The organism is Tenacibaculum sp. Cn5-46, from assembly GCF_022347705.1.
Classification (GTDB): Bacteria; Bacteroidota; Bacteroidia; order Flavobacteriales; family Flavobacteriaceae; genus Polaribacter; species Polaribacter aiptasiae.
In genome coordinates, this window is the sequence record NZ_JAKRGD010000008.1 from 39,972 (window position 1) to 52,864 (window position 12,893).

Annotated in this window: 12 protein-coding genes; 1 reads left to right on the forward strand and 11 read right to left on the reverse strand. The window is 31.7% G+C overall.

Annotation, left to right across the window (positions count from 1 at the left end; genetic code table 11):
- Positions 1-110 precede the first annotated feature (110 nt).
- The 11 genes from MHN29_RS15770 to MHN29_RS15820 all read right to left on the reverse strand — a co-directional run bounded on the left by MHN29_RS15770 (position 111) and on the right by MHN29_RS15820 (position 11,465).
- The gene (locus MHN29_RS15770) at positions 111-788 is read right to left on the reverse strand and encodes an energy transducer TonB (protein WP_235275491.1); all 678 of its coding nucleotides are present in this window, start codon (positions 786-788) and stop codon (positions 111-113) included.
- 360 nt (positions 789-1,148) lie between these two features.
- Entirely contained in the window at positions 1,149-2,348 is a 1,200-nt protein-coding gene (gene hflX / locus MHN29_RS15775; protein WP_235275492.1) for a GTPase HflX, read from the reverse strand.
- 27 nt (positions 2,349-2,375) lie between these two features.
- Positions 2,376-2,948, reverse strand: a complete 573-nt coding sequence (locus MHN29_RS15780; RefSeq protein WP_235275493.1) for a uracil-DNA glycosylase family protein — start codon at positions 2,946-2,948, stop codon at positions 2,376-2,378.
- A 338-nt stretch (positions 2,949-3,286) separates the two neighbouring features.
- The gene (locus MHN29_RS15785) at positions 3,287-3,646 is read right to left on the reverse strand and encodes a Na(+)-translocating NADH-quinone reductase subunit F (protein ID WP_150900194.1); all 360 of its coding nucleotides are present in this window, start codon (positions 3,644-3,646) and stop codon (positions 3,287-3,289) included.
- Positions 3,646-5,001 (reverse strand): DEAD/DEAH box helicase, encoded by a 1,356-nt coding sequence (locus MHN29_RS15790; RefSeq protein WP_175578716.1) that lies wholly within the window; start codon positions 4,999-5,001, stop codon positions 3,646-3,648. Before MHN29_RS15790 ends, MHN29_RS15785 begins: the two co-directional genes overlap by 1 nt.
- A gap of 404 nt (positions 5,002-5,405) precedes the next feature.
- Positions 5,406-6,719: an NADH:ubiquinone reductase (Na(+)-transporting) subunit F gene (gene nqrF, locus MHN29_RS15795; protein WP_150900242.1), complete on the reverse strand. Its 1,314-nt coding sequence runs from the start codon at positions 6,717-6,719 to the stop codon at positions 5,406-5,408.
- A 2-nt stretch (positions 6,720-6,721) separates the two neighbouring features.
- Complete coding sequence (gene nqrE, locus MHN29_RS15800) at positions 6,722-7,459, reverse strand: NADH:ubiquinone reductase (Na(+)-transporting) subunit E (RefSeq protein WP_150900195.1); 738 nt, start codon at positions 7,457-7,459, stop codon at positions 6,722-6,724.
- 32 nt (positions 7,460-7,491) lie between these two features.
- On the reverse strand, positions 7,492-8,136 hold the full coding sequence (locus MHN29_RS15805) for an NADH:ubiquinone reductase (Na(+)-transporting) subunit D (RefSeq protein WP_150900196.1): 645 nt from the start codon (positions 8,134-8,136) through the stop codon (positions 7,492-7,494).
- Positions 8,137-8,139: 3 nt separating this feature from the next.
- Positions 8,140-8,901 carry a Na(+)-translocating NADH-quinone reductase subunit C gene (locus tag MHN29_RS15810; protein WP_235275494.1) on the reverse strand — a complete coding sequence of 254 codons (762 nt, stop codon included), beginning with the start codon at positions 8,899-8,901 and terminating at the stop codon, positions 8,140-8,142.
- A 2-nt stretch (positions 8,902-8,903) separates the two neighbouring features.
- Positions 8,904-10,109 (reverse strand): NADH:ubiquinone reductase (Na(+)-transporting) subunit B, encoded by a 1,206-nt coding sequence (locus tag MHN29_RS15815; protein ID WP_150900198.1) that lies wholly within the window; start codon positions 10,107-10,109, stop codon positions 8,904-8,906.
- A gap of 3 nt (positions 10,110-10,112) precedes the next feature.
- The gene (locus MHN29_RS15820) at positions 10,113-11,465 is read right to left on the reverse strand and encodes a Na(+)-translocating NADH-quinone reductase subunit A (protein WP_235275495.1); all 1,353 of its coding nucleotides are present in this window, start codon (positions 11,463-11,465) and stop codon (positions 10,113-10,115) included.
- Between the two features lie 161 nt (positions 11,466-11,626).
- Here MHN29_RS15820 and MHN29_RS15825 point away from each other — a divergent pair, with 161 nt between their 5' ends.
- Positions 11,627-12,847 carry a DUF5103 domain-containing protein gene (locus tag MHN29_RS15825; protein WP_235275496.1) on the forward strand — a complete coding sequence of 407 codons (1,221 nt, stop codon included), beginning with the start codon at positions 11,627-11,629 and terminating at the stop codon, positions 12,845-12,847.
- Positions 12,848-12,893: the final 46 nt, after the last annotated feature.

Genomic DNA, 12,893 nt, shown 5'->3' on the forward strand with positions numbered 1-12,893 from the left:
TTCTTTTCTTTTCAATAGCAAAATTCAAGAAAAATTTGAGTTCTAGTATTAAATGCATATACAAAAAGCCCATCAAATTGATGGGCTTTTAATTATATTGTTAAATATTGTTACTCTAAACTGAAAACTATAGGAAATTCATACAATACATCTATAGATTTACTTTTGTGTTTCCCTGGAACAAAATCTGGTAATAAAGACACAATTCTTTCCGCTTCTTTCTTTAAGATTTTGTGTACATTTTCTCCTTCTATTTTTATGTCTTTAACCTCTCCAAAAGAATCTATAATAAAACTAACGTTTAAAGTTCCTTCAATTCCTCTTTCTAATGCTTTTTCTGGATATCTAAAATTATCCGTAATATGTTTTTCCATTGCTTGGTTAAAACAATCAAACGCATCCAAACTAGAATCTGAGCAATCTTTAAACATTGGAATTTCTTCAACCGTATCAAAAGAAACACTCATTTCTTTTTTCATGACTTCTTTTGCTATTAATGCATGAGATTCTAAATCGTTTTTTGCTTGAACATCATTAATATCGTTTGTTTTTAAGTCACCTGCTAATAACACAGCTTTACTAAGATATGTACGTTTTTTAAAATACCTTTTGCTTGAAATAATTACATCTTTCTTATTAGGCTTTTTGGTTATTTTAATTTCTTTTACTTTACACTTATTAATTTCATTTACATCAATTATTACTTCATTCTTCGTCTCACAAACTTCCTGAGAGAAAATTTGTGTTACAGTAAAGAACATCAATAATATTGTGAATACATTTTTCATTTTAATCAAATTAGATTAACGTATACAAAATCGAAGTTTCTAAACAATAGAGATAATCTATTGAATTAAAATTCTTTCTAGATTTTTATAAGTTAAATGATAAAAAAATTGACTAGATAGTTGTAGCTAGCTTTTAATTTGAAAAAAAATGATCAAGTAAATGGTCAAATATTCTATTCTGGGTAAGTGTGTTATTTCTCATTTTCAGGGGGTTAAAATGGTTAAAAAAACTGATTTATAACTACTTAAAAAATATACATTTTATTTATTAAGGGAATCTAAATATAATAAAAAAGAACTTAAATAACAAAATATTCAAGTTCTTTTTAGGTTAAAAGTTTATCAATTTATGTTAAACTTTTAATATTCTTGGTATAAGAAATCGTTATATGGAAAGCGTTGAATATGGATTTTTTTCACCTCTTCATAAACTTTATCTTTAAAATCTTCTAAGTTACTTTTATTTAATGCTGAAATAAAAATACTTTCCTTTTCGATATCTTTCATCCATGTTTTTTCCCAATCTGAAAGTGTATAGTGTGCTTTTGTTTTTTCTGTTACTAAATCATCTTCATCAATAACTTCATGTGTATAAGCATCTATTTTATTAAAAACCATTACAGTAGGTTTATGAACAGACTCTATCTCATCTAATATTTTATTTACAGACGCAATATGGTCTTCAAAATTTGGGTGAGAAATATCTACTACATGTAATAATAGATCAGCTTCTCTAACTTCGTCTAAAGTTGATTTAAAAGATTCTACTAATTGAGTAGGCAATTTTCTAATAAAACCAACAGTATCTGTCATTAGAAAAGGAATGTTTTTAATAACTACTTTTCTAACTGTTGTATCTAATGTAGCAAATAGCTTGTTTTCTGCAAAAACATCACTCTTACTTACTACGTTCATTAATGTAGACTTTCCTACGTTTGTATAACCAACCAGAGCAACTCGAACCATTTTACCTCTGTTCTTTCTCTGAACAGCCATTTGCTTATCAATAGTAACTAACTTCTTTTTAAGCAATGATATCTTATCGCGAATTATACGACGATCTGTTTCTATTTCAGTTTCTCCTGGTCCACGCATACCAATACCTCCTTTTTGTTTATCAAGGTGAGTCCACATTCTTGTTAACCTAGGTAATAAGTATTGATACTGTGCAAGTTCTACTTGTGCTTTAGCTGAACTTGTTTGAGCTCTGTTTGCAAAAATATCTAGAATTAAATTTGTTCTATCTAATATTTTACAATTTAAAAAATTCTCTATATTTCTTAATTGTGCAGGAGACAATTCATCATCAAAAATTGCTGTTCCTATATTGTGTGATTCTATATAAGCTCTTACCTCTTCTAACTTTCCTGTTCCTAGAAAAGTTTTTGGATTAGGCTTATCTAATTTTTGTACAAAACGCTTAACTGCAACTCCTCCAGCTGTTAAAGTTAAAAACTCTAATTCATCTAAATATTCCTCTGACTGTTTTTCGTCTTGATGTTGGGTTATAATACCAATTAAAACCGCTTTTTCAGATATGGCTTCACGTGTTTCTATCATAGGATGCAAAAGTACAAATTTATCAACTTAGCTCCTCGATATTATTTTTGTTACTTTTTTCTTCAGTTCTGGTAAAATATCCTTTTCAAACCATGGGTTTTTAGTTAACCAAAATCTATTTCTTGGAGATGGGTGGGGCAATGCAAAATACTTTGGTAAATATTCTTCGTAATGATTGACTGTTTCAGTTAATGTCTTTTTAGCTCCTTCTTTTAAATAATATTTCTGTGCATACATCCCAATCAACAATACCAATTCTACGTTTTGCATCTTATTTATCAATAGCTCATGCCATTTAGGAGCGCATTCTTTTCTTGGTGGTAAGTCTCCAGATTTTCCTTTTCCTGGATAACAGAACCCCATTGGAATAATTCCAAAATTAGTAACGTTATAAAATTGTTCATTGGTAACTCCTAGCCAAGCTCTAAGTTGTTTACCACTTGCATCATCCCAAGGTATTCCAGATTTATGAACTTTAGTACCTGGTGCTTGTCCTATGATAATAATTTTTGAATCTTTATTAGCAAACACCACTGGTCTTGGCTCAATAAAGTTTTCACATATTCTACATTTCTGTATCTCTAATAACAACTCTTTCATTTGATAAAGTTAACATTAAAGCACAAAAAAAACACTCGTCTTATCATAAAACGAGTGTTCCTTTTTCAAAATTTGTTATTGCTTAGTGGTTAATTGCGTAACCAGCAGCTTTTCCAAACTCGGCTAACCGAGCTAAAATGTTTTTAAAAAAATTTTGAATCCCCTTAAGTAATTTTTTTTTCATGATTGTATTTATTAATTCCCCTTATGCAAATATAAGGATTTAAAACACTGTATACCAGACAAATACAAAACCATGTGTGAATGGTAAATTATTATGTATAAATGGTATTGAGTGTTTTATAATTTGTTAAACACAATCTATAAAAACAATATTTTTAAAACTTTATGAAGTCATTAAACGCCACATAGTATGGCTGATCCTTAAAAACTGGCAGATCTACACTTTCTGCATTTGCTATACCTACACCTGCAAACCAAACTTTTGCATTATGCTTTTTTGCATGCTCTTTAAATGTTTCCATCCATAAAACATCATATTCCTCTGGTGATTGAATATTATTGGTAGTTTTTACAATCACAAAAATTGTGGGCTCTCCCTTTTTAAACAAAACAAATTGAGGATGTCTCTTAAGCTCACTATTAATTGCAACAAATTCAAAGCCTTTTTCTTGCAGTTCTTTCCCCACAATATTCATTCCTAAATTATGAAGTTCTTGCTCTGTAAGTGCTCTCATTACTTTCTTTTGTTTCTTTTATTGTAGTTTTTATCTCCTCTAGTTTTTGGTTTCTTATACTTTTTAGCAATTTCTCTTCTATAAGAACCTCCTTGATTTGTTTTTTTATTTTTTTCTTTCTTTTCATGAAAAGCTGGTCCAGGAACATACTCTTGTGATGTTCTATTTTTTGAGATTTCTCGCTCTTCTTTTGGTCGTTCTTCTTCGGTTAATTGCTTAGTTATTTCAACTTGCTCTGGAATATCTAACTTAGGAATCTCGTAATTCATTAATTCTTCGATTCTCTTTTTAGCCTCTTGTTCTTTTTCTGTTGAAAATAATATTGTTTTTCCCTCATGCTCTGCTCGTCCTGTACGACCAATTCTGTGCATGTAGTTTTCTGGGAAATGTGGTGTATTGAAATTAATTACATGTGTAACTTCTTCTAAGTCTAAACCACGTGCAATAACGTCTGTAGCTATTAAAATTCTCTTTTCTCCTTTATTAAACTGCTCAATAGATCGTAAACGATAGTTCTGAGTCTTATTTGAATGAATTACACATGATTGTGAAGGATACTCCTCTTTTACACATTCAAACAATCTATCAGCATTTCTTTTGTTAGGTGCAAAAATTAATACTTTACTAAACTCAGATTTATCTAGTAGCAATTCGTTTAATAAATTAACCTTTGTATAAAAGTTTGGAACATCATAACACACTTGTTTTATGTTATCTAATGGTGTACCACTAACTGCTATTGCTATTTTCTTAGGCCCTATAAAGAAATCATCGATCAAGGCCTCTACATCTTCAGTCATTGTAGCTGAAAACATAATATTTTGACGTCTTGGAGGAAGTATATCAAAAATGTTTAGCAATTGAAATCTAAATCCTAAATCTAGCATTACATCAACTTCATCTATTACTAGCTTCTGAATTGATTTCAACTTTAACACATTACTTAATGCTAAATCATATAAACGTCCAGGTGTGGCTACTATAATATCTGCTCCTTGCATTACAGCTTCCTTGTGGCGATTTAAATTTACACCTCCATAAACACCAATTGTACGCAGTGTTATATACTTTGCTAATTTTTCAATCTCTTCAACTACCTGTACAACCAACTCTCTTGTTGGCACTAAAATAAGTACTCTAGGATGTTGCTGTTTAGAGAACTTTAAATCTCTAAGTATTGGCAACATGTAAGCAAATGTTTTACCTGTACCTGTTTGTGCTATACCTACAACATCTTTACCCGATCTTACAATAGGATAAGCCTGTTCTTGTATTGGTGTTGGATTAACAAAACCAAGGTCTTCTATTGAATTGCGTAACGCGTTTGATAAGTCTAAATCCTGAAAAGAAATCATTTATGCAAAATTTGTGCAAAGGTACGGTTTCTATCACCAAGTACAACATCTATATTATTTTGAAAAAAAATAAACTTTATTCATCAAAAACACCCTCATAAAAATACACTTACAATGAAAGCATTTATATTTTCTACTAGATGAAAATAGTTTTTGAATAACTGTTTTTTTCTTTACCCTTAAATATTTTGAATTACATCTCGGACAACTCATGATTATTTTTGTTCCAAAGTATTAATTAATTACCCCCTTAAAATTACCCGTAATGGGTGATTTTAAGAGCAAGTTTCATTAAAAACATAGAATTACAACCTAGATACTTTCCGAATGGCTTCAAATTACTTCTAAAAAGCAAAAAACCAACGCATAAGCGTTGGTTTTTATTTATATAAGAAAAAATAATTCTATCCTCCAAAGTCATCAAATCGGATGTTTTCGTCATCAAGACCAAAATCTTCTCCCATTTTTTGTACTGCTTTGTTCATTAATGGTGGTCCACAGAAGTATAATTCTAAATCTTCTGGGGCATCATGTTTAGATAAATATTGGTCTATTACAACTTGGTGAATAAACCCAACGAAACCATCTCCAGCCTCATCGTTAATATCTTTTTTAACTTTCCAGTTATCTTGCTCTAAAGGCTCTGATAAAGCTAAGTAGAACTTAAAGTTTGGAAAATCTTTTTCTAATGCTCTAAAGTAGTGAATGTAAAATAATTCTGCTTTAGAACGACCTCCATACCAATATGTAACCTTTCTACCAGTTTTTAAAGTTTTAAATAAGTGATAAATGTGCGAACGCATTGGTGCCATACCAGCTCCTCCACCTACATATAACATTTCTGCTTCAGATTCATTGATAAAGAACTCACCATAAGGTCCTGAAATAGTTACTTTATCTCCTGGTTTTTGGTTGAAGATATAAGATGATGCTACACCTGGATTAACATCCATCCATCCACCTTTAGCGCGGTCGAAAGGAGGTGTTGCAACACGAACATTTAACATGATTTCACGCCCTTCTGCAGGGTAAGAAGCCATAGAATATGCTCTTTCTACTATTTCAGTATTCTTCATTACTAATGGTCTAAGGTTAAACTTATCCCAATCAGCCTCAAATTTATTTGGTTCACCTGGATGATCTTGTGGATGTGCTGTAATATCCATATCTGAATATTTAATCTCACACTCAGGAATTTCAATCTGAATATACCCTCCAGCTTTATAGTCCATTTCTTCAGGAATTTCAACTACGAATTCCTTAATAAAAGTTGCTACATTATAATTACGTACTACAGTTGCTTCCCATTTCTTAATTCCAAAAATTTCTTCTGGAATAGAAATATCCATGTCTTGTTTTACTTTTACTTGACATGCTAAACGGATACCGTGTTGTAATTCTTTACGTGTAAAGTGAGGAGTTTCTGTAGGTAAAGCTTCACCTCCACCTGAATTTACGTGACACTCACATTGTACACATGATCCACCACCACCACATGCTGATGGTAAGAAGATTTTTTCGTTTCCTAAGGTAGATAATAAGGTACCTCCTGAAGCTACTTCAATTGTTTTATCACCGTTAATCGTAATCTTTACAGGTCCCGATGGTGCTAATTTTTGTTTTACAAATAATAACAATCCTACTAAAACTAATACAATTGCTAAGAATGCTACTACAGTTACAGCTACTGTTCCTCCAGTACTTACTTCTAAAAACATCATTATTCTGTAATTTTTTTAGTGTTATCAGCTAATTCTTTAGTATCCTCTTTTACCTCTTGCTTCTTCTCTTCTATTTTGATTTCTGCTTTAGGAGCCTCTTCTTTTTTTCCTTCGTCATCTCCTCCTGTTAACATTCCACCAAAACTCATGAATCCGATAGCCATTAAACCAGTAATGATAAAAGTAATTCCTAATCCTCTTAACGCTGGTGGCACAGATGAATATCTAATTTTTTCACGAATAGCTGCAATAGCTAAAATTGCTAAAAACCATCCAATTCCTGATCCAATTCCATAAGTTAATGATAAACCCAATGTTGGAATTTCACGAGATTGCATAAATAAAGATCCTCCTAAAATTGCACAGTTTACTGCAATTAACGGTAAGAAAATACCTAAAGAGTTGTATAAAGCTGGTGCAAATTTCTCTACAATAATTTCTACTAATTGTACCATGGTTGCAATTGTTGCAATAAACATGATAAACGATAAGAAACTTAAATCATAGTCTGCATACTCTGCTCCTAACCAAGATAAAGCTCCTGGCTGTAATAAATATTGATCTAACAACCAGTTAATTGGTACAGTTACTGCTAATACGAATATTACAGCAGCTCCTAAACCTACAGCTGTTGATACTTTTTTAGATACTGCTAAGTAAGAACACATTCCTAAGAACGTAGCAAAAACCATGTTATCTATAAATATCGACTTGAAAAATAATTCTATATGTTCCATTTTCTATATTTTTTTAATGAAGCCTAACGATGTTAGTCTTCAATTAATGCTTTGTTTCTACTACGTTGTACCCAAATAATAATACCTACAACGATTAATGCCATTGGTGATAATAACATGAATCCGTTATTCTCATATCCAATAGAATATAATCCTGTCTTTTCAATTGGGTCTCCTAATACTTTAAATCCTAATAAAGTACCAGAACCTAACAATTCTCTAAAGAAACCTACTGCAATTAAAATTACAGCATATCCTAAAGCATTTCCAATTCCATCTAAAAATGATCTCCATGGTCCATTTCCTAAAGCAAATGCTTCAAAACGTCCCATGATAATACAGTTGGTAATAATTAATCCTACGAATACAGATAAAGTTTTACTTAATTCATAAGCAAAAGCCTTTAATACCTGATCCACAATAATTACTAAAGCAGCTACTACTACTAACTGTACAATAATTCTAATTTTTGATGGTATAATGTTTCTCATTAAAGAGATTACTACATTTCCTATTCCTAATACAAATAATACAGAAATAGACATTACAATAGATGCCTTTAATTCTGCTGTAATTGCTAATGCAGAACAAATACCTAATACTTGAATTGTAATTGGGTTATTATCTGCTAATGGGTCAGTAATTAACGCTGCGTCTTTCTTTGATAAAAGTCCCATATATTATAATTTTATTTTATTAGATTCTTTTAATGACTTGAAGAAAGGTAAGTATAATCCTAACTCTGACTTAATCATAGCAGCAACACCATCTCCAGTAATTGTAGCTCCTGCAATTGCATCTACTTCATTATCATTTTTATCTTCATTCTTCGGATCGTTATTCGATTTAGAAACAGTAATTCCTTTAAAAACACCATTGCTCATTAAATTTTCACCGATAAAATCGTCCATAAAATAACGTTGCTTAATGTTAGCTCCTAATCCTGGTGTTTCTCCTTTGTGATCGAAGAAAGCTCCTTGAACTACCATATTTGCATCCATTGCAACATATCCCCAAATAGCATCCCAAAGACCTTTACCTCTAATTGGTGCTATATAAAACGTTTTACCGTCTTTTTCACCAACAAATAGTGGTAACTTTCTTTCGTTTCCTGCTTTTGCAGAAGTTTGTTGTTTTTTAACATCAATTAAATACGCTTTGTCATCTTCAGTTACTTTGTCTCCTTCAATAACTAATTGCTTTTTGATGTACTTTGAAAACTCACCAGCTACTTTGTCTTTTGAAACAAAGATTGCACTGCTTTCATCGTTTTCATTTACACCCATTGCGTATAAAATATTCTGTTGCTTTTCTATACGTTTATTTCCGTCAATCATTGGTCGAAGCGATGACGCTGTAAACGCTAACAAAGCTCCTACTACTAATACCATACCTATGGCAAAAAGTAGCGTATATCCATTGCTTTCTGTTTTCTTACTCATAATTAGGCAGTTTTAACTTTAGCACGTTTTAATCTTCTCTTAACATTTCCTTGAACCACATAGTGATCAATTGTTGGAGCAAATACGTTCATTAATAAAATAGCTAACATTACTCCTTCTGGATAAGCTGGGTTAAATACACGGATCATGATTGAAATAAATCCAATAAAGAAACCGTAAATCCATTTTCCTTTGTTTGTTTGTGCAGCCGATACTGGATCTGTAGCCATATAAACTGCTCCAAATGCAAAACCACCAATTAATAAATGTTTCCAAAAGTCTAAACTCATTAATCCGTAAAACTTACTTGTTTCACCAATCCATCCCATTTCTACAACTTGGTTGAAGATGAATCCCATTACTAAGGCTCCAATTACTGAAGATAACATAATTCTCCAGCTACCAATTTTTGTAAAGATTAAGAATAAACCTCCTAATAAAATTAAGAAAGTTGATGTTTCTCCTACTGAACCTGGAATAAATCCGAAGAACATATCTGACACTGAGAAATTAGTTGTAGCATTTTGTGCTAAACTTCCTAACATTGTTTCTCCTGAAATTGCATCAGCAGTTCCTGCTAATTCTCTTGCACCAGCTACCCATACTTTATCTCCTGACATCCAAGTTGGATATGCGAAGAATAAAAATGCACGGATTGTTAATGCTGGATTTAAGATATTCATTCCTGTTCCTCCAAATACTTCTTTACCAATTACAACTCCAAATGCAACTGCAACTGCTAACATCCATAATGGTAAATCTATAGGTACAATTAACGGAACTAACATTCCTGTTACTAAGTATCCTTCTTCTATTTCGTGTCCTTTAATGATACAGAACACAAATTCTATTGCTAAACCAACAACATAAGAAACAATTACTAATGGTAATATTTTAGCTGCTCCGACTAATAAATTGTCTAAGTTCCAAAATTCTCCACTGAAGAAAGACATTCCTTCTGTAAATCCATTAATAGCTGCGTGGTGTTGATATCCTGCATTAAACATACCAAATAGTAAACATGGAACTAATGCCATAATTACTATATTCATTGTACGTTTTAAATCATCTGCTGCCTTAATATGAGTTCCTCCGTGAGTTGTCTCATTTGGCAAGTATAAGAAAGTATGGAAACCATTAAATAGCGGAGCCATTTTAGTTCCTTTATACTTTTCTTTTAAATTATGTAAATTTTGTTTTAAGCCCATATCTTATCCTAATTCTTCTCTCATTAAATCTAATCCTTCACGAATTATTTTCTGGTGAGGTTGTTTAGATACACAAATAAATTCTGTTAACGCAAAATCTTCTGGTGCAATTTCGTATGCTCCTAATCCTTCCATTTCGTCAAGATCTTTATACATACAAGCTTTTAATAATTGCAACGGATAGATATCTAATGGAAATACTTCTTCGTAAGAACCTGTTACTACAAAAGCTCTATGCTCTCCATTAGTATTTGTATTTAAATCGTATTTTTTCTTTGGATTTAACCAAGAAAAAGTTAATGCTCTAGAAGTTGAGATTTTATTAAATACTGGTTTATTCCAACCGAAGAATTCATAATCATCTCCTTCTGGAATTGCAGTTACCTGATTATCATAGTATCCTAAGAAACCGTTTTCATCAACTTGTAATCCACTTAATATGTTTCCTGAAACTATACGTGCATTATCTGCATCTAAATTTCCTTTAACTACATCAGCTATTTGAGCTCCAGCTAAAACAGTAACATATTGTGGCTTATTAAACTTAGAACCAGCTAAAGCAACGGTACGTTTTGCATTAAATTTACCTGTTAATAATAGTTCACCTATTACTACTAAGTCTTGTGGAGTAACTACCCATACAACTTCTCCTTTGTTTATCGGATCAATTTGTGCTATTTGTGTACTTACATTCCCTATTGGGTGTGGACCTGATACATTGTGCAACTCAACACCTTTCATGCTCTTGAATGGAGATAATGTTGAATTTTTTGCAACTGACACATGTACTTTACCTTCTGTTAACTTTGTTAACGCAGTTAAAGCCGCCTGTAATTCAGCTTCCTTACCTTTTAATGCATAATCATAATCTGCTGCTAGAGGTGCACTTGCGTAGGCTGATACAAAAATTGCTTTTGGTGCTTGATTTGGATTTGCTACAATATCGTATGGACGTTGCTTTACAAATGGCCAACAACCTGAAGCGAATAAGTGATTTTTCACTTCTTCTCCAGACATTGAATCAACATCTTTTTTTCCAAAATCTTTGTATTCCTGCTGTGCATCAGCAGTGATTTTAATTGCTAAAACTTTTCTTCGTGCTCCACGAACGATTTCTGTAATTTTTCCACTAACAGGACTAGCAAATAAAATACGCTCATCACTTTTTGCATGAAAAAGTGCTTGACCTACTTTTACTTCTGTACCTTCTTTAGCTAAAATTTTAGGAATAACGCCGTGAAAATCATCTGGCTTTACTGCAAATGTACTACCCAATGGAAGTTCGGTAGTAACTTGTTCTGCCTCGCCAACTAGCTTGATGTCCAAGCCTTTCTTAATACGGATGTCTTTTGACATAGGAACTGATTAATTTGATTTTCTTAAAAAACATGCAAATTTACTGATTTTGACTTTTTTTGGTAAGCATTTGTATTTTTATCTTTTAGAGTTCTCTTTATTTATACCTATTCTAAATAAAGAAGTTTATCTTTGGCTTACATTTTGATACCTTTCTATCTATGAAAAAACATATTTTATTTTTAATCACTTTTTGCATATCAATTCACCTAAGTGCTCAAAATATAAAAACAGTTCAGTTACGTCCAAAAAACAGCAACAATCAGTTTTCTGCCATTGTTCCTTTAGGTAGTGTGCTAACATTATCGTTTGATGATTTAGATGCTGACAGCAAGGATTATCAATATAAAATACAACACATGACACATGATTGGAAACCTAGTAACATTACAACCAATCAATACATTGATGGATTTGACCAAATTGAAATAGTCAACTTCAGTAACTCCTTTAACACATTACAACCCTACACTCATTATTCAGTTGATTTACCAAATCAAAACACTGTAATTACCAAAAGTGGGAATTATCTAATTTCCGTATTAGATGAAGACTATGAAGTTGTGTTTACTAGACGCTGTGTTTTTTATGAAAATATTACTACGGTTGGTGTGGCTGTGTTTAGAAGCAGAGACACTAAATCTAACAACCAAAAACAAACAGTTCAATTTGCCGTAAATCACCCCGATTTACAAATCAACAATCCCAATCAAGAAATAAACGTTACCTTATTTCAAAATCATAATTGGAGCACAGCAATAAATAATATTCAACCTCAATTTATTAAACCTCAACAACTTTTATACAACCATACTATCGCTACTAATTTCTGGGGTGGAAATGAATTTTTAAACTTCGATAGTAAGTTTATAAGAACAACTAGTTTAAACATTGCAAAAGTTGAACGCAAAGATATTTACAATAGCTATTTATACACTGACGAACAAAGAGCTGATAAAATATACACCTACAATCCTGATATTAATGGTCAGTTTATTATTAGAACCATGGACTCTAACATTCCAAATACGGAAGCTGATTATTCGTTGGTACATTTTTCACTAGACGCCTTTGAACCTTTAGAAGACAAAAATATTTATGTGTATGGCGCTTACAATAACTATAGACTAACCGACGAAAACAAAATGAAGTACAACTCTAAAGACAGAATTTACGAAGCTTCAATTTTACTTAAACAAGGTTTTTACAACTATAGCTATGTAACTCTAGACAAGAATAACCTGATTAATTTGAATGAAATCGACGGTTCTTTCTTTCAAACCGAAAACGAATATACCGTTATCGTATATTATAAACCTTTCGGCGAAACTTACGACCGTGTAATCGGAGTTGGTATGGGGTATTTTAACCAAAATAGGTAATTTGCACATGTCTTAAACGACTTAAGACGTAAAAAAACCTTATATT

Bases quoted from the DNA above. Each gene is read 5' to 3' on its own strand.
- MHN29_RS15825 (WP_235275496.1), top strand. From the start codon at position 11,627: ATGAAAAAACATATTTTATTTTTAATCACTTTTTGCATATCAATTCAC.
- MHN29_RS15790 (WP_175578716.1), bottom strand. From the start codon at position 5,001: ATGATTTCTTTTCAGGATTTAGACTTATCAAACGCGTTACGCAATTCA.
- nqrE (WP_150900195.1), bottom strand. From the start codon at position 7,459: ATGGAACATATAGAATTATTTTTCAAGTCGATATTTATAGATAACATG.
- MHN29_RS15805 (WP_150900196.1), bottom strand. From the start codon at position 8,136: ATGGGACTTTTATCAAAGAAAGACGCAGCGTTAATTACTGACCCATTA.
- MHN29_RS15820 (WP_235275495.1), bottom strand. From the start codon at position 11,465: ATGTCAAAAGACATCCGTATTAAGAAAGGCTTGGACATCAAGCTAGTT.
- MHN29_RS15815 (WP_150900198.1), bottom strand. From the start codon at position 10,109: ATGGGCTTAAAACAAAATTTACATAATTTAAAAGAAAAGTATAAAGGA.
- MHN29_RS15810 (WP_235275494.1), bottom strand. From the start codon at position 8,901: ATGAGTAAGAAAACAGAAAGCAATGGATATACGCTACTTTTTGCCATA.
- MHN29_RS15785 (WP_150900194.1), bottom strand. From the start codon at position 3,646: ATGAGAGCACTTACAGAGCAAGAACTTCATAATTTAGGAATGAATATT.
- MHN29_RS15770 (WP_235275491.1), bottom strand. From the start codon at position 788: ATGAAAAATGTATTCACAATATTATTGATGTTCTTTACTGTAACACAA.
- nqrF (WP_150900242.1), bottom strand. From the start codon at position 6,719: ATGTTTTTAGAAGTAAGTACTGGAGGAACAGTAGCTGTAACTGTAGTA.
- MHN29_RS15780 (WP_235275493.1), bottom strand. From the start codon at position 2,948: ATGAAAGAGTTGTTATTAGAGATACAGAAATGTAGAATATGTGAAAAC.
- hflX (WP_235275492.1), bottom strand. From the start codon at position 2,348: ATGATAGAAACACGTGAAGCCATATCTGAAAAAGCGGTTTTAATTGGT.